Below are 21,324 nucleotides of genomic sequence, written 5' to 3' on the forward strand. Positions count from 1 at the left end.
CTGTTCGCAAACGATCTGTGCCGCCGACCACTACGGTACGGCGGCGGCCGGTGGCGATGTGTGGCAATCCGGGAATTGGTTTCACATGATCGCACCGGCCCGCGGCCCCGGCGCCCGGCGGGGCGCCGCCTCAGTCCTCGTGCCCGAGCTGGAGATCCCGTTCCGTCCGGCCGCCGCCCGCGACCTGGAGGACCGTGGCGACCGGCGGGTAGCCCGCCGCGATGACCGTGTACTCGCCGGAGGACAGGTCGACGAACCGGAAGGCGCCGTCCGCCCCGGTGGTGAGGGTGTCCACGACATTGCCCGCGGCATCCAGCAGGGTGACCCGCGCGTCCTCCACGGGCCGTCCCCCGCTGGCCCGTACGACGCCCCGCAGCACGGCGCCGCCCGCGAGCTCGACGTCCTGCCGGGTCTCGCGGGACGCCTGCACGCTGACCGGGAGGGCGGCCGGGCGGAAGGCGGGGGCACTGGCGGCGAGGGTGTACTCGCCGGCGACCAACTCGGTGATGACGTAGCCGCCCTCGCGGCCGCTGCGGGTGGTGGCGACGACCTCGCCGTGCACATTGGTGAGCGTGACGGTGGCGTCCCGCACCGGGCTGCCGTCGGCGGTGAGCACGCTGCCCGCGAGGCGTCCGGCGCCGCCGAGGACGACGTCGAGTTCCACGGGCCGCTCGCCCACGGTGACGGAGACGGCCTGCGGCTGGTGCCCCCCGGCGGCGGCGATCAGCACGTACGACCCGGAGCCGGGCGTGCTCAGCGCGTACCGCCCGTCGTCGCCGCTCGCGCCCCGGCCGATCTGCTGTCCGGTGACGTCGATGAGGGTGAGCGCGGCGCGGGGCACCACGGTACCGTCGGGGTGCTGCACGGTGCCGCAGACGGGGAGTCCGGCGGCGTACGGCGAACGGGCGTGCGGGACCGAGGGGTTGGCGCTCTCGGGGTCGGAGTCGGTGGCGTGGTGGGACACCAGGGGTTTCTCCTTGAGGAAGAAGGCGATGAGGAGGCCGAGGACGAGCACCGGGACCAGGTACAGGAAGATCCGGGGCATGGCGTCGGCGTACGCGCGGATGTAGGCGTCGCGCAGGGCCGGGGGCAGCGCGTGGACGAGCCCCGGCGTGAGGGATTCGGGGTCGGGCAGCCGGGCGCCGGTGCGCGGGGGCAGCTCCCGGCGCAGGGCGTGGCCGAGCCGGTTCGCGAAGAGGGTGCCGAAGACGGCGGCGCCGACGCTGCCGCCGATCTGCCGGAAGTAGTTGTTGGCGCTGGTGGCGGTGCCGAGGTCGGCGGGGCGCGCCGAGTTCTGCACGGCGAGGACGAGGACGGGCATCACCAGGCCGATACCCGCGCCGAGTACGGCCATCCAGACGCTGTACTCCAGCCGGGAGGTGCCGGCGTCCAGGCGGGACAGCAGCCACATGCCGGCGACGGAGACGGCGCTGCCGAGCACGGGGTAGAGCTTGTAGCGCCCGGTGTGGCTGATGAGCTGGCCGGAGAGCAGGGAAGCCACGACGATGCCGGCCGTCATGGGCAGCATCAGCAGCCCGGAGCCGGTGGCGCTGGCCCCGTCGACCATCTGGAGGAAGGTGGGCAGGTAGCTCGCGGCGCCGAACAGGGCGACACCGACGACGAGTCCGACCAGACCGGTGACGTTGAAGACGGAGTCCCGGAACAGCCGCAGCGGGATGAGGGGTTCGGCGGCGAAGCGCTCGGCGACGAGGAAGAGGACGGTGGCGGCGAGCGCGCCCGCGCCGAGGCCGAGGATCTGCCGGGAGCCCCACGCGTACTCGGTGCCGCCCCAACTGGTCAGCAGGACCAGGCAGGTCGACGCGGCGGCGAGCAGCAGGGAGCCCAGCACGTCGAGGCGGCCGCGCGCTTCGGGCCTCGGCAGCTTGAGGACGGCGGCGACCACGGCGAACGTGACCAGTCCGAAGGGGACGTTGACGTAGAAGCACCAGCGCCAGGAGAGGTGGTCGGTGAAGTAGCCGCCGAGCAGGGGGCCCGCGACGGAGGCGAGGCCGAAGGCGGCGCCGATCAGGCCCATGTAGCGGCCGCGCTGCCGGGGCGGCACGATGTCGGCGATGATCGCCTGCACCCCGATCATGAGCCCGCCCGCGCCGACGCCCTGGAGGGCGCGGTAGGCGATCAGCTGGTCCATGCTGCCGGCGCGTCCGGCGAGCGCCGAGCCGGCGACGAAGACCGCGATGGCGAACAGGAACACGCCCTTGCGGCCGAGGAGGTCGCCGAGCTTGCCGTACAGCGGCAGGCCGATGGTGGAGGTCAGCAGGTAGGCGGTGATCGCCCAGGACATCCGGTCCAGGCCGTGCAGTTCGCCGACCACCTTGGGCAGGGCGGTGGCGACGATCATCTGGTCGAGGGCGGCCAGCAGCATCGCCAGCATCAGCCCGAGGAAGACCAGCCGCACCCGGCGCGGGCTCAGCGCGGAGGCGGGAGCCGGCGCTCCGGGACCGCCCGCCCCGCCGTCCCCCGCGCCGCCCGCCCCGCCGTCCTCCAGGGGGTCCGCCGGGGCGCCCTCGGCGGGCGCCTTCCGGGCGGTGGGCAGCAGCACGAGCGTGTCGTGATCCACCAGAGTCGTCCCGCCCACGTGCCGCTCCCCTCGTCGCCGTCATCGCGGCTGCCGTAACCCGTGCGATTTCTCGCGCGAGGCGACAACTACGAACAACAGCGGTGAGTTACGGGGCGGTTCCCGGTGGGCGGGACTTCCACTCGAACCGGTGAAGAAAGGCAACTTCCTTTCACCGTCCGGGGGTTGGGGCTATTTCTCGACCTCGGTGGCGAGCCGGGCGAGCACGGCGTCGTAGATGCGGCCGAGGCCCTTGGGGGCGAAGGTCCGCTCGAAGAAGCCGCCGATGCCGCCGGCGCCCTTCCAGGTGCTGGTGACGACGACGCGGGCGCGACCCTCGCCGGCGGGGGTGACGCGCCAGGTGGTGACCATGGAGGAGTTGCGGTCCTTCTCGACCAGCTCGCCGTCGGTGGGCTCGCTCACCTCCAGCAGGCAGTCGCGCACCCGCTTGCTGGTGGCCTGGAGCTTCCAGTGGACGAGGGTGCCCTCGCCGTCGCCGCCCTCGCGCACCTCGTACTCGCTGAACTGCTCGGGCAGCAGCTTGCGCCGGGTGCCGCGGTAGTCGGCGAGGGCGTCGAGCACCTTCTCCGCGTCCGCCGCGACGACCCGCTCCGTAGTGGCCTCGACCTGCGCCATTGCGTTCCTCCAGGACCTGATTGCTCGGGGTTGGGAAAAGCCAACCACTTCGGGTTCCGACCGCCCAAATCGGGGGGCGTATCCGGGTGCGCACGATCATGGGAACAGATGTTCTATTGTGGCGGCGAGTGCTACCGAGGAGGAGGGCTCATGCGCTGGGACAACCTCACCGACGAGCCCGTCGAACACGGCCGGGCCCCGGACGCCGCGCTGTTCGGCGCGGACGTTGTGACCACCCGCACCTTCGACACGCCCGAGTTCCGTGGGATCACCTTCCACGAGGTCCGCGCGCGCTCGGTGCTCAACCGGGTGCCGGGGGCCTCCCGGATGCCGTTCGAGTGGACGGTGAACCCGTACCGGGGGTGCTCGCACGCGTGTGTGTACTGCTTCGCGCGCAAGACGCACGGCTATCTGGACCTGGACACGGGCATCGGCTTCGACACCCAGATCGTGGTCAAGGTGAACGCCCCGGAGGTGCTGCGCCGCCAGCTCGGCTCCGGCCGCTGGCGCGGCGACCATGTGGCGATGGGCACGAACGTCGACTGCTACCAGCGCGCCGAGGGCCGCTACCGGCTCATGCCGGGCATCATCTCGGCCCTCACCGAGCACGCGAACCCGTTCTCCATCCTGACCAAGGGCACGCTCATCCTGCGCGACCTGGACCTGCTGGTGCGGGCGGCCGAGGTGACCGACGTCGGCATCTCGGTCTCGGTCGGCTTCCTGGACGCCGCCCTGTGGCGCACCGTCGAGCCGGGCACGCCCGCGCCCGAGCGGCGGCTCGACGTCGTCCGCGCCTTCGGTGAGCACGGCATCGGCTGCGGTGTCCTGATGGCGCCGGTGATCCCGTTCCTGAGCGATCGTCCGGAGCAGCTGCGGGCGACCGTGGAGGCCATCGCGGCGGCCGGGGCGACCTCGGTGACCCCGCTGGTGCTGCATCTGCGGCCGGGCGCGCGGGAGTGGTTCATGGCCTGGCTCGCCGAGCACCACCCGTACCTGGTGCGCCGTTACGAGCGGATGTACGCCGGCGGGTCGTACGCGCCGACCTGGTACCAGCGCCGGATCACCCGTCAGGTGCACGAGCTGGCGCGGGAGTACGGCATCGGGCCCGCGCGCGCGGGCGCGTCCCGCCGGATCCGCCCGGCCCAGTCCGCGCCGGTGCCCGAGGCGGCCGGGCCGACGCAGCTCACCCTGATGTGAGGCGCCGTCAGGAGCGGTCGAGCGCTTCGTGCGGGCAATTCGAGCGCTTCGCGCGGGCAATAGGGTCAACTATCGGTCCGACACGTTCTCCAGGGGCCTCGCATCGGGACGATGCGGCGAGGACCGCGATCGCGCGGTCCGCTCGACCTCTCCGTCCTCCGGGAGGACCCATGAGAAGACGCGCAGCCGTGCTGTGCGCGGCCGCCGCCGTCCTGGCGGGCTCGGTCACCGGAGCACCGGCGCGGGCCGCCGCGCCCGCGCCGCTCAGCTGGAAGAAGTGCGCCACCGCCGACTACCCGACGCTCCAGTGCGCCTCCCTCAAGGTGCCGCTGGACCACGCGAACCCCGCGGGCCGGCAGATCACGCTCGCCCTGTCCCGCGTCCCGCACACCGCGGCGGCCTCCCAGGGCCCGCTGCTGGTCAACCCCGGCGGCCCCGGCGGCAGCGGGCTCACGCTCGCCGGGTTCGTGGCCTCGGCGCTGCCGAAGGACGTGGCGGCGCGGTACGACGTGATCGGCTTCGACCCGCGCGGGGTCGGCCGCAGCAGCCCGGCGCTCGACTGCGCCCCCGGCCACTTCCAGCCGGTGCGCCCGGACACCGTGCCGGGCACACCCGCGCTCGAACAGGCGAACCTGGAGCGGGCGCGGACCTTCGCCGCCGACTGCGGCAAGCGGTACGGCGATGTGCTGCCGTACATGGACACGGTCAGCGCCGCGCAGGACATGGACGGCATCCGCGCGGCCCTCGGCGCGCCGCGGATCAGCTACTTCGGCTACTCGTACGGCACCTACCTCGGCGCGATGTACGCCAGGCTGCACCCCGACCGGGTCCGCCGGCTGGTGCTGGACTCGATCGTCGATCCGACCGGGGTCTGGTACGCGGACAACATCGGCCAGGAGCGGGCCTTCGACGACCGGCACCGCGCGCTGATGGCGTGGATCGCCAAGTACGACGCGGCGTACGGGCTCGGCAAGGATCCCGCGAAGGTCGAGGCCGCCTGGTACGCGATGCGCTCGGACCTGGCGAAGAAGCCGGCCGGGGGGAAGGTGGGCGCGGCCGAGCTGGAGGACACGTTCATTCCGGGCGGCTACTACAACGGCTACTGGCCCTATCTCGCCGAGGCGTTCGCCTCCTACGTCCACGACAAGAAGACCGGGCCGCTGGTGGCGGCGTACGACGACTTCGCCGGGGTGGACTCCTCCGGCGACAACGGCTACAGCGTGTACACGGCCGTGCAGTGCTCGGACACCGCCTGGCCGCACGACTGGGCGCGCTGGAAGCAGGACGCGTGGGCGGTGTACGCGAAGTCGCCGTTCATGGCCTGGAACAACGTCTGGTACAACGCGCCGTGCATGTTCTGGCCGACGGGCCGCACCCAGCAGCCGAGCGTGGCCAACGACAAGCTGCCGCCCACCCTCCTCTTCCAGGCGACGGACGACGCGGCGACGCCGTACGCCGGGGGCGTCGCGGTGCACCGGCTGCTGGCGGGCTCCCGTCTGGTGGTCGAGCAGGGCGGCGGCAACCACGGCATCACCCTGAGCGGCAACGCGTGCCTGGACCGCTACCTGTCCGCGTACCTGGCCGACGGCACGGTCCCGCACGGCTCCGGCCCGGCCGACGCCGTCTGCCCCAAGTCCCCCGACCCGGCCCCGCTCGCCTCGAAGGCGGCGTCGCGGACCTCCCCCGGCTCGATCCTGCACGACCTGCTGGGTTTCCGGAGCTGAGAGCGGGGGCCGGCGCGGGGGCGGGGGCTGTCGGTGGCGCGGTCCATGATGGGGATCATGACCGAACCGATGAGAATCGCCGCCCCCGCCGGTGTCGCGCCCGCGGCGCAGTACAGCCATGTGGTCACGGCGACGGGCCGGCTCGTCGCCGTCTCCGGCCAGCTGGCCCTGGACGAGGACGGCAAGCTGGTCGGGCCCGGCGATCCCGCGGCCCAGGCCCGCCAGGTCTTCGAGAACCTGAGCCGCTGTCTGGCCGCGGCGGGCGCGGGCTTCGAGCACGTGGTGAAGCTGACGTACTTCGTCACCGACATGGCCCACATGCCGGCCATCCGCGCGGCCCGCACCGCTCGCATACCCGACGACCGCCTCCCGGCTTCCTCCGCGATCCAGGTGGCCGGTCTGGTCTCGCCGGACTTCCTGATGGAGATCGAGGCGCTGGCGGTGGTCCCGGAGGGCGGGCCCGGCGCCGTCTGACTCCGGTCGTACGACTCGCGCGGACTCGGGGTACTCGCCCCCCATGGACAAGCCGCATCTGCCAGGACGCAGGAACCATCACGGCGATGACGCCGGGCCGACGAAGCGGGTGCCCAGCCCCGAGGAGGCCGGGCCGGGGCGGGAGGTGGAGGAGAGGGCGCCGCGGTCGCCCGCGAAGTTGCCGAGGGCCGCCTGGGTGGCGGTGTTCAAGGGGAGCCTGAAGGAGTTCAAGAAGGACGAGCTGACCGACCGGGCCGCGGCGCTGACCTACTACTCGGTGCTGGCCCTGTTCCCCGCGCTGCTGGTGCTGGTGGCTCTGCTGGGCATCACCGGCCGTTCGACCACGGACCGGCTGCTGAGCAGCATCAAGCAGCTCGCCCCCGGCTCGGCGCGGGACATCCTCACCCGGACCGTGCAGCAGTTGCAGCACAGCGCCGGTACGGGCTCGATCCTGGCGATCGTGGGCCTCGTCCTGGCGCTGTGGTCGGCGTCCGGGTACGTCGCCGCCTTCATCCGCACCGCCAACGCCGTCTACGACGTGCCCGAGGGCCGCCCGATCTGGAAGGTGCTGCCGGTGCGCCTCGGCGTCACCGTGGTGCTGATGCTGCTCGCGCTGGTCTGCGCGGTGATCGTGGTGTTCAGCGGCGGCCTGGCCCGGCACGTCGGGCAGGCGCTGCACATGGGGGACGCGGCGCTGACCGCCTGGTCGATCGCCAAGTGGCCGGTGCTGGTCGTCCTGGTCGTCCTGATGATCGCCATCCTGTACTGGGCCTGCCCGAACGCCAAGGTCAGGGGCTTCAGGTGGATCACTCCGGGCAGCTTCCTGGCGCTGCTCATCTGGATGGCCGCCTCCGCGGGCTTCGCGATCTACGTGGCGAACTTCTCGTCGTACAACAAGACCTACGGCGCCATGGCGGGCGTCATCATCTTCCTGATCTGGCTGTGGATCACGAATCTGGCGATTCTGCTGGGCCTGGAGTTCGACGCGGAGACCGCACGGCAGCGGGCCATCGCGGGCGGCCATCCGCCCGAGTCCGACGCGCCGTACGCCGAACCGCGGGACACCGCGAAGTGGGACGAGGACGACGTCCGCCATATGAAAGACAGCTGATCGCCGCCCGCGCGCCGGATGCGCGGGGGCGGCGCGCGGTACGTGCCCCCACTGCCCCTTGTCCACGCCCCCGCACTGCTGTCAGCCTCGGGCTCAGGCCACTGTGCGCACGGTGTGTCAACAGCCGGTGACACCACGCAGTCGGCAGGAGGGGGCAGCCGCATGATCATCAAGTCCAGGGGTGTGGTGGCCGCGATGGCCGGCGTGGCGATGCTGGCCGCCGCGTCGGCCGCGACCGCGACGGCGGCGCAGTCCGCGCGTCCGGCCGGCGCCGCGGCCTCGTGCGGTACGAGCATCGATCCCGGCGCACGGATCCCCAGCGGCCGCCGGCACACCGGGCCGACCGTGCGGATCGGCGGTGCCACGGTCACGGTGCGGTACGGCAATGCGAAGCAGGGCGCGCCGTACTACGCGTGGGCGGCGATCTCCGGCGCGAGCAAGGGTGACACGGTCGCGCTGGAGTGGGACGTCGACTACGGCTCGTGGGCGGACTTCGGTGTCTGCTCGGCGACCGTGCACTCGGGCGGCAAGCAGAACACCCGCGCGGTCAAGTACGTGCACGGCAAGGGCTGGCACTTGGAGGCCCAGGCCTGCGGACGCCACGCGGGCCGCCGGGTGTGCACGGCGTACTGGCCCTGACCGACGCGTCCAGCCACAGGCGGCGGGTCGGACAAGCCGCGGGCCGGGCGCCGAACCGCCCGGCCCGCCCGCCGCCCGATCCGCCCGCCGACACCCGGCCCGCCCGCTCCTCACTCGGTCCGTCCGCCGACACCCGATCGGTTCGTCCGCCCGCCCGTCACCCCGTCCGCTTCTCCCTCCCCCTGCTTCTCGCCCCCGCCTTCTCCTCCCCCTTCGGCAGCCGTGCCAGCGCATGCACCGCCGCCTCCGCGAGTGCCGGGTGGGCGAGGGCCTCCGTGAGGACGCGCCGGGCGCGGGGGTCGCCGAGGGTGCCGAGGCCCTCCACGCAGGCGAGGGCGACCCGCCGGTACGGATCGTGCGGGCGCAGCCGGCGCTCCAGGGTGGTGATCAGCGCGGGCACGGACTCCGGGGCGCGCAGGGCGACGAGCAGCCGTACCGGGTGCAGGGCGTAGGCGACGCGGAGTTCGTTGGTGGCGAGGGCGGCGGCCGCGCGGGCGGTGCGGGGGTCGCCGAGCCGGGCCAGCGCGTGCGCGGCTCCCGCGCAGCGCGGCGGGTCGCGGTGGTTGAGCAGGAGCACCAGGGACTCGAAGGCCCGCCGGTCGCCCGCGCGGCCGAGCCGGAAGGCGGCCAACTCCCGTGCCCACAGCGGCTGTCCGGGTGCGGTGAGGACTTCAGCCAGCTCGTCCGGATCCTCGGTCGCCGCCAGCGCGTCGAAGGCCGCCGAGCCTCCCGACTCCTGCCGTAAGCGCTCCGTGAGCGATCGCAACTCTTCGTCCACGGCTTCAGGTTAAGCATGTCGCCGGGGCAACGGGAGTCACCTGGCACACAAAGAACCCGAAGGGGGCTGGCGCGCTCGTTACCCACCGGTTAAGCTCAGACGAGCGAGCAACCCTCTCGCACTCCGCTGGCGACGGTCTGGTGACGCGGCCGTCGCGGGCAAGGATCGGTTCGGTACGCGTGTGCGCTTCGTGCGCCAAGTACCGCGAGTACGACCCGGCTTCGGGACAGAGCCGGTCGGAAGACATCGCCGCTGCCGGGCGTGTGCACGCCCGTCGGCACCGGCACCGGGCGTGTGCGCTCGTCAGCCCGGCAACACCCGCACTCCTTCGCGTTCCGTGGTGCGCCTTCGGCGCACCCGGCGCTTCCTCGTCGTCACCCTCTTTCCCTGGAGTCCCGCGATGGCCGCTCCCCTGTCCGACACCCCTCTGTCCCTGAAGAAGATCGCCGTCGTCGGCCTCGGCACGATGGGCACCGGCATCACCGAGGTCCTCGTGACGGCCGGCCGCGAGGTCGTCGGCATCGACGTCAGCGAGGCCCAGGCCGCCCGCGCACTGGCCGCCGTGGAGGCCTCCACCGCCCGGTCCGTCGAGCGCGGCCGGCTCACCGGGGCCGAGCGCGCGGACGCCCTCGCCCGGCTGCGCACCGCCACCGACCCGGCCGCGGCCGCCGACGCCGACCTGGTGATCGAGGTGGCCCCGGAGTCGTACGAGATCAAGCAGCAGATCTTCCGTGAACTGGACGGCGTGGTCCGCCCGGAGACCATCCTGGCCACCGGCACCAACGCGCTGTCCGTGACCCGGCTCGCCGCCGACTCGGCGCGTCCCGAGCGCGTGCTGGGCCTGCACTTCTTCAACCCGGCCCCGGCGATGAAGCTGGTGGAGGTCGTCTCCTCGGTGCTGACCGCGCCGCAGGTCGTCGCCGCCGTCACGGACCTCGCGATCGAGCTGGGCAAGGAGCCCGTCGCGGTCGGCGACCGCCCCGGCTTCGTCGCCGACGGCCTGCTGTTCGGCTACCTGAACCAGGCCGCCGCGATGTACGAGGCCCGCTACGCCTCCCGCGAGGACATCGACGCGGCGATGCGGCTGGGCTGCGGCCTGCCGATGGGCCCCCTCGCACTGCTCGACCTGATCGGCATCGACACCGCGCGCACCGTCCTGGACGCCATGTACGCCGAGTCCCGCGACCGGCTGCACGCGCCCGCCCCGATCCTCAAGCAGCTCAGCGAGGCGGGCCTGACCGGCCGCAAGGCCGGGCGCGGCTTCTACACCTACGAGGCACCGGGCAGCGGCGCCGTGGTGCCGGACGCGCTGACCCCGGCGGCGGACGGCGCGCGCACCGCGGGCCGCGAGGTCCGCTCGGTGGGCGTGGCCGGCTCCGGCACCATGGCCTCCGGCATCGCCGAGGTGTTCGCCAAGGCGGGCTACGACGTCGTGCTGGCCGCGCGCAGCGAGGAGAAGGCGGCGGCGGCCAAGGCCCGGATCGGCAGGTCCCTGGCGCGCTCGGTGGACAAGGGCCGGCTGACCGCCGAGGCGGCCGCGGGGGCCCTGGAGCGGATCGCCCCGGCCGGTTCCTACGACGCGTTCGCGGACGTCGACCTGGCCGTCGAGGCGGTCGCCGAGGACCTGGAGGTCAAGCGGCAGCTGTTCCAGGCGCTGGACAAGGTCTGCAAGCCCGGCGCGGTGCTCGCCACCACCACCTCCTCGCTGCCCGTCGTCGCCTGCGCCCGCGCCACCTCGCGCCCGCAGGACGTGATCGGCATGCACTTCTTCAACCCGGCCCCGGCGATGAAGCTGGTCGAGGTCGTGCGCACGGTGCTGACCGCCGACGAGGTGCACGCCACCGTCCGCGAGGTCTGCCAGAAGGTCCGCAAGCACGCGGTGGACTGCGGCGACCGGGCCGGTTTCATCGTCAACGCACTGCTGTTCCCGTACCTGAACAACGCGGTGAAGATGGTCCAGGAGCACTACGCGACGCTGGACGACATCGACGCGGCGATGCGGCTCGGCGGCGGCTACCCGATGGGCCCGTTCGAGCTGCTGGACGTGGTCGGCCTGGACGTCTCGCTGGCCATCGAGAAGGTGCTGCACCGCGAGTTCCGCGACCCCGGCCTCGCCCCGGCCCCGCTCCTGGAGCACCTGGTGGCGGCGGGCTGCCTGGGCCGCAAGACCGGCCGCGGCTTCCGCGAGTATGCCCGCCGCTGACGGCGGCGGCGACCGGTCCCCCGCGCCGCCGGACGCGGAGGCGGACTGGGGCGGGCTGCTCGGCCCCACGACGGCTGTCCCGCCCGGCCCTCCGGGGCCGGGCGGGGCAAACCGGACTGCCGCACACGGCACCGCGTCCATGCAGTACGTTCGGGTCATGTCCCAGCCCGCCAAGTCCTCCCGTACACCAGCTACGCCCGACGCGCCGGAAAGTGCCGCAGGCAGTCGCGCCGCCGCCCAGCGGCTCAAGATGCGCCGAGAACTGGCGGCCGCCGCGATGGAGCTGTTCGCGACCAAGGGGTACGAGGCCACCACCGTCGACGAGATCGCGGCGGCGGCCGGAGTCGCCCGCCGCACCTTCTTCCGCCACTTCCGCTCCAAGGAGGAGGCGATCTTCCCGGACCACGACGACACCCTGGTCCGCGCCGAGGCGGTGCTCAACGCCGCTCCCGCGCACGAGCATCCGCTCGACACGGTGTGCCGGGGCATCAAAGAGGTCATGAAGATGTACGCGGCGCACCCGGACATCTCCGTGGCCCGCTACCGGCTCACCCGCGAGGTGCCCACCCTGCGCGAGGCCGAGATCGCCTCCGTCGCCCGCTACGAGCGGCTGTTCACCCGCTATCTGCTCGGCCACTTCGACGAGCGCGCGCACGCCGACGACGCCAACGACGATCCGCTGCTGGCCGAGGTCGCCGCCTCCGCGGTCGTCACCGCGCACAACCATGTGCTGCGGCGCTGGCTGCGCGCGGACGGCCAGGGCGATGTGGAGGCGCAGCTCGACCACGCGTTCGCGATCGTCCGCAAGACCTTCGGCACCGGCATCGGCGCCGGCCGGAGCACGGCCGCCCGGCCGGCCGCCACCGCCCCGGCGACGGTCTCCCCGCACGGCGAGGTGCTTGTCACCATCGCCCGCACCGACGCGCCCCTCGACGAGGTCATGCGCACCATCGAGGAGGCGCTGAAGGAGCGCTGAACCGCTCCCCCGCTGTGCTGACGGCCACCCTTCGGGGTGGCCGTTTTGCCATGTCAGGGGCGCTTTTCGAGCGGATTCCGGGGGCCGTTCGATCGATCATCGCTCATTTGTTACGTAAAGATTTCATCTGAGAGGAACTTCTGGCACTCAGTGCCTTGTCACCTGACACGCGGTGTCATACGTTGAAGGAAGTCCGGGCGGCCGGCGAGCAGCGACCATTCGTTCGCCGGCTGTCCCCGCAAGCCATGGCCTGCGCGCCCGGACGCCTGCGTCACAGGCAACCTCCCGCGCCACAAAGCGCTGCCGAAGCACCACCGAGCCGAACCGACGGCACTTTCCAAAAACCCTCAGCAGCACGCACCCCAGCACCGACGAACCCCCAAGCGCCCCTCCCTCAGGGCGCTCACCGCCGGAGGCACTACCGTGACCGTGAAGGACATCCTGGACGCGATCCAGTCGAAGGACGCCACGTCCTCCGACTTCGCCGCACTGCCGCTGCCCGAGTCGTACCGGGCGATCACCGTGCACAAGGACGAGACGGAGATGTTCGCGGGCCTCGCCACCCGCGACAAGGACCCGCGCAAGTCGATCCACCTGGACGACGTCCCCGTGCCCGAACTCGGGCCGGGCGAGGCCCTGGTGGCCGTGATGGCCTCCTCGGTCAACTACAACTCGGTGTGGACCTCGATCTTCGAGCCGCTGTCCACCTTCGGCTTCCTGGAGCGCTACGGCCGCACCAACGAGCTGGCCAAGCGGCACGACCTGCCGTACCACATCATCGGCTCCGACCTCGCGGGCGTCGTCCTGCGCACCGGCCCCGGCGTCAACGCCTGGAAGCCCGGCGACGAGGTCGTCGCGCACTGCCTCTCGGTGGAGCTGGAGTCCTCCGACGGGCACAACGACACGATGCTCGACCCCGAACAGCGCATCTGGGGCTTCGAGACCAACTTCGGCGGCCTCGCCGAGATAGCCCTGGTCAAGTCCAACCAGCTGATGCCGAAGCCGGGCCACCTCAGCTGGGAGGAGGCCGCCGCCCCCGGTCTGGTCAACTCCACCGCGTACCGGCAGCTGGTGTCCCGCAACGGCGCCGCCATGAAGCAGGGCGACAACGTCCTCATCTGGGGCGCGAGCGGCGGACTCGGCTCCTACGCCACGCAGTTCGCGCTGGCCGGCGGCGCCAACCCGATCTGTGTCGTCTCCAGCGAGCAGAAGGCGGACATCTGCCGGTCGATGGGCGCCGAGGCGATCATCGACCGCAGCGCCGAGGGCTACAAGTTCTGGAAGGACGAGCAGACCCAGGACCCCAAGGAGTGGAAGCGCTTCGGCAAGCGCATCCGCGAACTCACCGGCGGCGAGGACATCGACATCGTCTTCGAGCACCCCGGCCGCGAGACCTTCGGCGCCAGCGTCTACGTCACCCGCAAGGGCGGCACCATCACCACCTGTGCCTCGACCTCGGGCTACATGCACGAGTACGACAACCGCTACCTGTGGATGTCCCTGAAGCGGATCATCGGCTCGCACTTCGCCAACTACCGCGAGGCGTGGGAGGCCAACCGCCTCATCGCCAAGGGAAAGATCCACCCCACCCTGTCGAAGACGTACCGGCTGGAGGACACCGGCCAGGCCGCCTACGACGTCCACCGCAACCTGCACCAGGGCAAGGTCGGCGTCCTGTGCCTCGCCCCCGAGGAAGGTCTGGGCGTGCGCGACGAGGAGATGCGGGCGAAGCACATCGACGCCATCAACCGTTTCCGGAACGTCTGAGAGCCGTAGATGACTGAGCGTCAGGCGCAGAAGAAGAAGGATCGTCCGTGGCTGATGCGGACGTACGCCGGCCACTCGACGGCCGAGGCGTCCAACGAGCTGTACCGGCGCAACCTCGCCAAGGGCCAGACCGGTCTGTCGGTGGCGTTCGACCTGCCGACGCAGACCGGCTACGACCCCGACCACATCCTCGCCCGCGGCGAGGTCGGCCGGGTGGGCGTGCCCGTCTCGCACGTCGGTGACATGCGCCGGCTGTTCCAGGACATCCCCCTGGAGCAGATGAACACCTCGATGACGATCAACGCCACCGCCATGTGGCTGCTGGCGCTCTACCAGGTCGTCGCCGAGGAGCAGGGCGCGGACATCACCAAGCTCCAGGGCACGACCCAGAACGACATCGTCAAGGAGTACCTGTCCCGCGGCACGCACGTCTTCCCGCCGGGACCCTCGCTCCGCCTGACGACGGACATGATCGCGTACACGGTGTCCCACATCCCGAAGTGGAACCCGATCAACATCTGCAGCTACCACCTTCAGGAGGCCGGGGCCACGCCGGTGCAGGAGATCGCGTACGCGATGTCCACCGCGATCGCCGTGCTGGACGCCGTGCGCGACAGCGGCCAGGTGCCGCAGGAGCGCATGGGCGACGTGGTCGCCCGGATCTCCTTCTTCGTGAACGCGGGCGTGCGCTTCATCGAGGAGATGTGCAAGATGCGGGCGTTCGGCCGCATCTGGGACCAGGTGACCCGCGAGCGGTACGGCATCGAGAACCCCAAGCAGCGCCGCTTCCGCTACGGCGTCCAGGTCAACTCCCTCGGTCTGACCGAGGCGCAGCCGGAGAACAACGTCCAGCGGATCGTCCTGGAGATGCTGGCCGTGACGCTGTCCAAGGACGCCCGCGCGCGTGCCGTCCAGCTCCCGGCCTGGAACGAGGCGCTGGGCCTGCCCCGCCCCTGGGACCAGCAGTGGAGCCTGCGCATCCAGCAGGTGCTCGCCTACGAGAGCGATCTGCTGGAGTACGAGGACATCTTCGACGGCTCGAAGGTGATCGAGGCCAAGGTGGCGCAGCTGGTCTCCGACTCGCTGGCGGAGATGGCGCGGATCGAGGAGATGGGCGGCGCGATGGCCGCCGTCGAGTCCGGCTATCTGAAGTCCCAGCTGGTCGCCTCGCACGCCGAGCGCCGGGCCCGGATCGAGTCCGGCGAAGAGAAGATCATCGGTGTCAACGCCTTCGAGGGCACCGAGCCCAACCCGCTCACCGCCGACCTGGACACCGCGATCCAGACGGTGGACCCGGCGGTCGAGGCACGGGTCGTCGCCGCGCTCCAGCAGTGGCGGGACACCCGCTACCAGCCGCCGTTCAACCATCCGCGCCCCTGCAAGGCGCTGGAGCGGCTGAAGGAGGCGGCACGCGGCACCGAGAACCTGATGGAGGCCACCCTGGAGTGCGCCCGCGCCGGGGCCACGACCGGCGAGTGGGCGGGGGCGCTGCGCGAGGTGTTCGGCGAGTACCGGGCGCCCACCGGGGTCTCCTCCGCGCCGGTGGCGGTGCCCGTCGAGGCCGGCTCGGCGCTCGCCGAGGTCCGCGCCAAGGTGGACGCCACCGCCCGCGACCTGGGCGTCGGCAAGCTGCGCTTCCTGGTCGGCAAGCCCGGCCTGGACGGGCACTCCAACGGGGCCGAGCAGATCGCCGTACGGGCCCGCGACGCCGGCTTCGAAGTGGTCTACCAGGGCATCCGGCTCACCCCCGAGCAGATCGTGGACGCGGCCCTCGCCGAGGACGTGCACGCGGTCGGCCTGTCGATCCTGTCCGGCTCGCACGCCGAGCTGGTCCCGGACGTGCTCCGGCGCCTGCGTGTGGCGGGTGCCACAGATATACCGGTGATCGCAGGTGGCATCATCCCGAACGGTGACGCCGAGCAGCTCAGGGCAGCCGGAGTGGCCGCCGTCTTCACCCCGAAGGACTTCGACATCACCGGGATCATCGGCCGCATCGTCGACGAGATCCGGACCGCGAACAAGCTCGACCCCCTGGAGGTCCCCGCATGACGACCGTCAACCGCCTGCGCCCGCGGCGCTCCTGTCTCGCCGTGCCGGGCAGCAACCCGCGCTTCCTGGAGAAGGCGCAGGGCCTGCCGGCGGACCAGGTCTTCCTGGACCTGGAGGACGCGTGCGCCCCGCTCGCCAAGCCCGAGGCGCGGCACACCATCGTCAAGTTCCTCAACGAGGGCGACTGGACGGGCAAGACGCGGGTGGTCCGGGTCAACGACTGGACGACCGAGTGGACGTACCGCGACGTCGTGACGGTTGTCGAGGGCGCCGGGCCGAACCTCGACTGCATCATGCTGCCGAAGGTGCAGAACGCCGAGCAGATCGTGGCGCTCGACCTGCTGCTCACCCAGATCGAGAAGACGATGGGCTTCGAGGTCGGCCGGATCGGCATCGAGGCGCAGATCGAGAACGCGCAGGGCCTGAACAACGTCAACGCGATCGCGCAGGCCTCCCCGCGCCTGGAGACCATCATCTTCGGCCCGGCCGACTTCATGGCCTCCATCAACATGAAGTCCCTGGTCGTGGGCGAGCAGCCGCCCGGCTACCCGGCGGACGCCTACCACTACATCCTGATGAAGATCCTGATGGCCGCCCGCGCCAACGACCTCCAGGCGATCGACGGCCCCTACCTCCAGATCCGCAACGTCGACGGCTACCGCGAGGTCGCGAGGCGCGCCGCCGCACTCGGCTTCGACGGCAAGTGGGTGCTGCATCCGGGCCAGGTCGAGGCCTCCAACGAGATCTTCTCGCCGTCCCAGGAGGACTACGACCACGCCGAGCTGATCCTGGACGCGTACGACTACTACACGTCCGAGGCCGGCGGCAAGAAGGGCTCCGCGATGCTCGGCGACGAGATGATCGACGAGGCCAGCCGCAAGATGGCCCTGGTCATCGCCGGCAAGGGGCGGGCGGCGGGTATGCGCCGCACCACCACGTTCGAGATCCCCGCCAGCTGAGGAGCCCTGAGCACGATGCAGTTCGGACGCACCTACGAGGAGTTCGAGGTCGGGGCGACGTACAAGCACTGGCCGGGCAAGACGGTCACGGAGTACGACGACCACCTGTTCTGTCTCCTCACCATGAACCACCACCCGCTCCACATGGACACCAACTACGCGGAGAAGACGACGGACTTCGGCAAGAACGTCGTCGTCGGGAACTACATCTACTCGCTGCTGCTCGGCATGTCCGTGCCGGACATCTCCGGCAAGGCGATCGCCAACCTGGAGATCGAGTCGCTCAAGCACGTGGCGCCGACCTTCCACGGCGACACGATCTACGGCCAGACGACCGTGCTGGACAAGTGGCCGTCGAAGTCGAAGAACGACCGCGGCATCGTCTACGTCGAGACCAAGGGCTACAAGCAGGACGGCACCCTGGTGTGCGTCTTCCGCCGCAAGGTGATGGTGCCGACCGAGACGTACATCAAGGAGCGCGGCGGCGAGCAGCCGGGCCGCCCGCCCGTCTCCCACCACCACCCTCAAACGACGCCCCTGCGGGACGACACCCCTGGTCCCGAGCTGAATCAGCAGGAGAACTAGACATGGCCCGTCTCGCCCAGACCGCCGGTCTGACCGACGTCCAGCAGGAGATCGTCTCCACCGTCCGGGACTTCGTCGACAAGGAGATCATCCCGGTCGCCACCGAGCTGGAGCACCGCGACGAGTACCCGCAGCAGATCGTGGACGGCCTCAAGGAGCTGGGCCTGTTCGGTCTGATGATTCCCGAGGAGTACGGGGGTCTGGGCGAGTCGCTGCTCACCTACGCGCTGTGCGTGGAGGAGATCGCCCGCGGCTGGATGTCGGTGTCCGGCATCATCAACACCCACTTCATCGTCGCGTACATGCTCAAGCAGCACGGCACGCAGGAGCAGAAGGACCACTTCCTGCCGCGGATGGCGGCCGGTGACATCCGGGGCGCCTTCTCGATGTCGGAGCCGGCGCTGGGCTCCGACGTGTCGGCGATCAGCTCCAAGGCCGTGCAGGACGGCGACGAGTACGTCCTGACCGGCCAGAAGATGTGGCTGACCAACGGCGGCACGTCGTCCCTCGTGGCCGTCCTGGTGCGCAGCGACGAGGGCCACCCGGAGGGCACGGCCCCGCACAAGTCGATGACCACCTTCCTGGTCGAGAAGGAGCCGGGCTTCGGCGAGGTCCGGCCGGGGCTCACCATCCCCGGCAAGATCGAGAAGATGGGCTACAAGGGCGTCGACACCACCGAGCTGATCATGGACGGGCTGCGGATCCCGGCCGATCGGGTGCTCGGCGGGGTCACCGGCCGAGGTTTTTACCAAATGATGGACGGCGTGGAGGTCGGCCGGGTCAATGTCGCGGCCCGTGGCTGCGGCGTCGCCCAGCGCGCCTTCGAGCTCGGCGTCCAGTACGCCCAGCAGCGGCACACCTTCGGCAAGCCGATCGCCCAGCACCAGGCCATCCAGTTCAAGCTGGCCGAGATGGCGACCAAGGTCGAGGCCGCGCACGCGATGATGGTCAACGCGGCGCGCAAGAAGGACTCCGGGCAGCGTAACGACCTGGAGGCGGGCATGGCGAAGTACCTCGCCTCGGAGTACTGCAAGGAGGTCGTGGAGGACGCCTTCCGCATCCACGGCGGGTACGGTTTCTCCAAGGAGTACGAGATCGAGCGCCTGTACCGGGAGGCGCCGATGCTGCTCATCGGTGAAGGTACCGCCGAGATCCAGAAAATGATCATCGGCCGCAGGTTGCTCGAAGAGTATCGATTCCAGGGCTGATTGTCCGTATAAGGGGTGTTTTCTTCGAGGGGAAGATCACACCCCGTAGACGTTGTTCAGCCGGTCTTCGGCCGCCGACTCGGCTTCCTGGCTTGCCCAGTTGTGGCCCGCGACCGGTACGATCCCGGAAAGCCGCCGTCCCCCGTCTTGCGCGGCATCATCCGCTACGAAGGTCATCCATGCCCCACAGCCAAACCTCTGCACCTCGCGACAGCCGAGCCGGCGTACGCCTCGCGCGCGGAGCATCGCCGTGGCTTCTCCCGACCGTCGCCACCGCAGCCCTCAGCCTGGCCCGCGCCCGCCGCTCGGGCGCCGCCAAGGCCGTCGCCGTGCCCGCCACCGCGCTCGCGGCGGGCATGCTGTGGTTCTTCCGCGACCCCGAGCGAGAGATCGCCGAGGGCCGGGTCATCTCCCCGGCCGACGGTGTGGTGCAGAGCATCATGCCCTGGAAGGACGGGCGCACCCGCGTCGCCATCTTCATGAGCCCGCTCAATGTTCATGTCAACCGCGCGCCGCTCGCGGGCACGGTGACGTCGGTCGAGCACATCCCCGGCGGCTTTGTTCCGGCTTTCAACAAGGAGAGCGAGAACAACGAGCGCGTAGTCTGGCATTTCGACACCGAACTCGGCGACATCGAGATGATCCAGATCGCCGGCGCGGTGGCCCGCCGTATCGTGCCCTACATCCCGTCGGGCACGAAGGTCGAGCAGGGCGACCGTATCGGTCTGATCCGCTTCGGCTCGCGTGTCGATCTCTACCTGCCCGAGGGCGTGGAGGTGGCGGTCGAGGTCGGACAGAAGACCGTGGCTGGGGTGACTCGCATTGACCGTGATTGATCCGGAGACCCAGGCGAACTGGGTGCCCGAGGCCGACGAGGTGGGCGAAGAGGAGGAGATGCCGCTCTCGCTCCGCCTGTCGATAGCGGACACCCTCACGCTCGGCAACGCCACGTGCGGGTTCATGGCGGTGTACTTCACCACCACCGGCATCCTGATCCCGCACCTCACCGGCAGCCAGGAGTCCGGCATGGCCCGCCACAGCGCGGCCACGGCGGTCATCCTGATGCTCTGCGCGGCGGTGTTCGACCTCTTCGACGGGCTGGTGGCGCGCAAGCTGCGGTCCTCACCGATGGGCGCGGAGCTGGACAACCTGTCCGACCTGATCAGCTTCGGCCTGGCGCCGGCGTACTTCGTCCTCGTCTACGGCATGGTCGCGGACGACGCGCACCAGAGAGTGGCGGCGCTCGGGGCGATCGTGGTGCTCCTGGCCGTCGTCCTGCGGCTCGCCCGCTTCTCGTGCGTGACGATGAAGGACGGCGTGTTCCAGGGGATGCCCTCGCCGTTCGGGGCGCTCACCGTCGTCTCGATCGTGCTGCTTGAGCTGCCGTTCGTGGCGACGCTGCTGGCGATCGTCGGTACGGCGTGGCTGATGGTGAGCCGGGTCGAGTACCCGAAGCCGCGGGGGCGTCTCGCCGGGGCGATGCTGTCCTGGATCGTGCTGTCCATGGGTCTCCTGGCGGCCTGGGCCTTCGACGCGCCCAGCGGTCAGCTGCTCCTCCAGACGGGGTGTGCGCTCCAGCTGGTCATGGGCGCGGTGATCCCGCTGTTCGCGACGGCGCGGAGGGTGAACAACTTCCGCGACAACCGGCGGGAGGCGCGGGCGGCGCAGTTGCCGTGACGGCGTCTTGGCAGGGGCCTCGGATCCAGGGTTGGCTGGGTTCGGGGCCCTTGTTTTTCGGCCGGGGCCAGTGAGGGCACCGTGCTGCACGCACCGCCTCCTGTGGGCTCCGCCCCTATGCCCACCCACCACCCGACTCGGTCGGCTGCTGGGTGGCCGCCGGGGCGTCCCGGTCCCCGGCGCCGTCAAGGGGCTGCCGCGCATGCGCTTCGCGGTCCAGCGGCTTGCCGGGTGACGGGACGTGCGGCGACCGCGCGTTCCGGGGGGCGGCGTCTGACGGAACGCTCCGCCTGCGGCAGCCGTCCGTCGGCGGTGCTCCGCGCGCGGCAGCTCCCCACCGACCGAGCCCCTACGCTCCTCCCACCGTTTCGAATGGGGGCCACCGAGACCCCCGGCAGGACGCCCAACCCAGCCGACCGAGCCTGCGGCGCCCGCCACCAGGCCTGTTTCCGTGGAGAAGCCACCGGGGCCCCGCAAGGCTCCGACCGAGCCGTCGACGCACATCCCCCAGCCGACAGTTTCGGCGCAGGAGCCCCCACCCGGCGCCCCACCACAACGGACCGGACCGGACGCGCCACCCGGCAGAACGAGCCTCCTGCGCCCGCGCTCCCCCAGCCGACAGACACGGCGGAAACCCCCCGGCGCCCCACCCACAACGGACCAAGCCTGCTCCGTTATCTTCTTCGCGGTCCTGTAAGAGGGCCGCTGGCCTCCGGGCCCGGCATGACTGTTGCCCCCTGTCGAACAGATGACCTGGGGGGTGGTG

Annotated in this window: 18 protein-coding genes; 14 read left to right on the top strand and 4 right to left on the bottom strand. The window is 71.1% G+C overall.

What is annotated here, in order from left to right; translation table 11 throughout:
* Nucleotides 1-130: 130 nt before the first annotated feature.
* Both AC069R_RS03720 and AC069R_RS03725 read right to left on the bottom strand, forming a co-directional pair.
* Nucleotides 131-2,596 carry an MFS transporter gene (locus tag AC069R_RS03720; RefSeq protein ID WP_478764179.1) on the bottom strand — a complete coding sequence of 822 codons (2,466 nt, stop codon included), beginning with the start codon at nt 2,594-2,596 and terminating at the stop codon, nt 131-133.
* A 171-nt stretch (nt 2,597-2,767) separates the two neighbouring features.
* Complete coding sequence (locus tag AC069R_RS03725) at nt 2,768-3,211, bottom strand: SRPBCC family protein (protein WP_478764181.1); 444 nt, start codon at nt 3,209-3,211, stop codon at nt 2,768-2,770.
* Nucleotides 3,212-3,361: 150 nt separating this feature from the next.
* Here AC069R_RS03725 and AC069R_RS03730 point away from each other — a divergent pair, with 150 nt between their 5' ends.
* From AC069R_RS03730 to AC069R_RS03750, 5 genes are all read left to right on the top strand, one after another.
* Nucleotides 3,362-4,408 (top strand): Rv2578c family radical SAM protein, encoded by a 1,047-nt coding sequence (locus AC069R_RS03730; RefSeq protein WP_478764183.1) that lies wholly within the window; start codon nt 3,362-3,364, stop codon nt 4,406-4,408.
* A gap of 170 nt (nt 4,409-4,578) precedes the next feature.
* On the top strand, nt 4,579-6,132 hold the full coding sequence (locus AC069R_RS03735) for an alpha/beta hydrolase (RefSeq protein WP_478764184.1): 1,554 nt from the start codon (nt 4,579-4,581) through the stop codon (nt 6,130-6,132).
* Nucleotides 6,133-6,189: 57 nt separating this feature from the next.
* On the top strand, nt 6,190-6,606 hold the full coding sequence (locus AC069R_RS03740; protein WP_478764186.1) for a RidA family protein: 417 nt from the start codon (nt 6,190-6,192) through the stop codon (nt 6,604-6,606).
* 43 nt (nt 6,607-6,649) lie between these two features.
* A complete protein-coding gene (locus AC069R_RS03745; protein ID WP_478764187.1) occupies nt 6,650-7,717 on the top strand; it encodes a YihY/virulence factor BrkB family protein in 1,068 nt (355 codons plus the stop codon).
* 162 nt (nt 7,718-7,879) lie between these two features.
* Entirely contained in the window at nt 7,880-8,356 is a 477-nt protein-coding gene (locus AC069R_RS03750; RefSeq protein WP_478764188.1) for a hypothetical protein, read from the top strand.
* Between the two features lie 157 nt (nt 8,357-8,513).
* On the opposite strand, the gene AC069R_RS03755 is transcribed toward AC069R_RS03750, so the two are convergent.
* On the bottom strand, nt 8,514-9,134 hold the full coding sequence (locus AC069R_RS03755) for an adenylosuccinate lyase (RefSeq protein ID WP_478764190.1): 621 nt from the start codon (nt 9,132-9,134) through the stop codon (nt 8,514-8,516).
* 400 nt (nt 9,135-9,534) lie between these two features.
* Between AC069R_RS03755 and AC069R_RS03760 the strand changes: the two genes are divergently transcribed.
* The 7 genes from AC069R_RS03760 to AC069R_RS03790 all read left to right on the top strand — a co-directional run bounded on the left by AC069R_RS03760 (nt 9,535) and on the right by AC069R_RS03790 (nt 18,881).
* Entirely contained in the window at nt 9,535-11,337 is a 1,803-nt protein-coding gene (locus AC069R_RS03760) for a 3-hydroxyacyl-CoA dehydrogenase family protein (RefSeq protein ID WP_478764191.1), read from the top strand.
* 157 nt (nt 11,338-11,494) lie between these two features.
* Nucleotides 11,495-12,313, top strand: a complete 819-nt coding sequence (locus tag AC069R_RS03765; protein WP_478764193.1) for a TetR family transcriptional regulator — start codon at nt 11,495-11,497, stop codon at nt 12,311-12,313.
* A gap of 429 nt (nt 12,314-12,742) precedes the next feature.
* On the top strand, nt 12,743-14,080 hold the full coding sequence (ccrA, locus tag AC069R_RS03770) for a crotonyl-CoA carboxylase/reductase (RefSeq protein WP_478764242.1): 1,338 nt from the start codon (nt 12,743-12,745) through the stop codon (nt 14,078-14,080).
* Nucleotides 14,081-14,089: 9 nt separating this feature from the next.
* Complete coding sequence (locus AC069R_RS03775; RefSeq protein WP_478764195.1) at nt 14,090-16,129, top strand: protein meaA; 2,040 nt, start codon at nt 14,090-14,092, stop codon at nt 16,127-16,129.
* Complete coding sequence (locus AC069R_RS03780; RefSeq protein WP_478764196.1) at nt 16,126-17,088, top strand: HpcH/HpaI aldolase/citrate lyase family protein; 963 nt, start codon at nt 16,126-16,128, stop codon at nt 17,086-17,088. The genes AC069R_RS03775 and AC069R_RS03780 overlap by 4 nt, the downstream gene beginning before the upstream one ends.
* 15 nt (nt 17,089-17,103) lie before the next feature.
* Nucleotides 17,104-17,673, top strand: a complete 570-nt coding sequence (locus tag AC069R_RS03785; protein WP_478764198.1) for a MaoC family dehydratase — start codon at nt 17,104-17,106, stop codon at nt 17,671-17,673.
* Between the two features lie 2 nt (nt 17,674-17,675).
* Nucleotides 17,676-18,881: an acyl-CoA dehydrogenase family protein gene (locus AC069R_RS03790; protein WP_478764200.1), complete on the top strand. Its 1,206-nt coding sequence runs from the start codon at nt 17,676-17,678 to the stop codon at nt 18,879-18,881.
* A 36-nt stretch (nt 18,882-18,917) separates the two neighbouring features.
* On the opposite strand, the gene AC069R_RS03795 is transcribed toward AC069R_RS03790, so the two are convergent.
* Nucleotides 18,918-19,058, bottom strand: coding sequence for a hypothetical protein (locus tag AC069R_RS03795; protein WP_478764202.1), 141 nt, complete (start codon nt 19,056-19,058; stop codon nt 18,918-18,920).
* Between the two features lie 2 nt (nt 19,059-19,060).
* Here AC069R_RS03795 and AC069R_RS03800 point away from each other — a divergent pair, with 2 nt between their 5' ends.
* The gene (locus AC069R_RS03800; RefSeq protein WP_397983117.1) at nt 19,061-19,717 is read left to right on the top strand and encodes a phosphatidylserine decarboxylase; all 657 of its coding nucleotides are present in this window, start codon (nt 19,061-19,063) and stop codon (nt 19,715-19,717) included.
* 22 nt (nt 19,718-19,739) lie between these two features.
* Nucleotides 19,740-20,558: a CDP-diacylglycerol--serine O-phosphatidyltransferase gene (gene pssA / locus AC069R_RS03805; protein ID WP_478764244.1), complete on the top strand. Its 819-nt coding sequence runs from the start codon at nt 19,740-19,742 to the stop codon at nt 20,556-20,558.
* Nucleotides 20,559-21,324: the final 766 nt, after the last annotated feature.

The organism is Streptomyces sp. NPDC043952 (assembly GCF_056435325.1).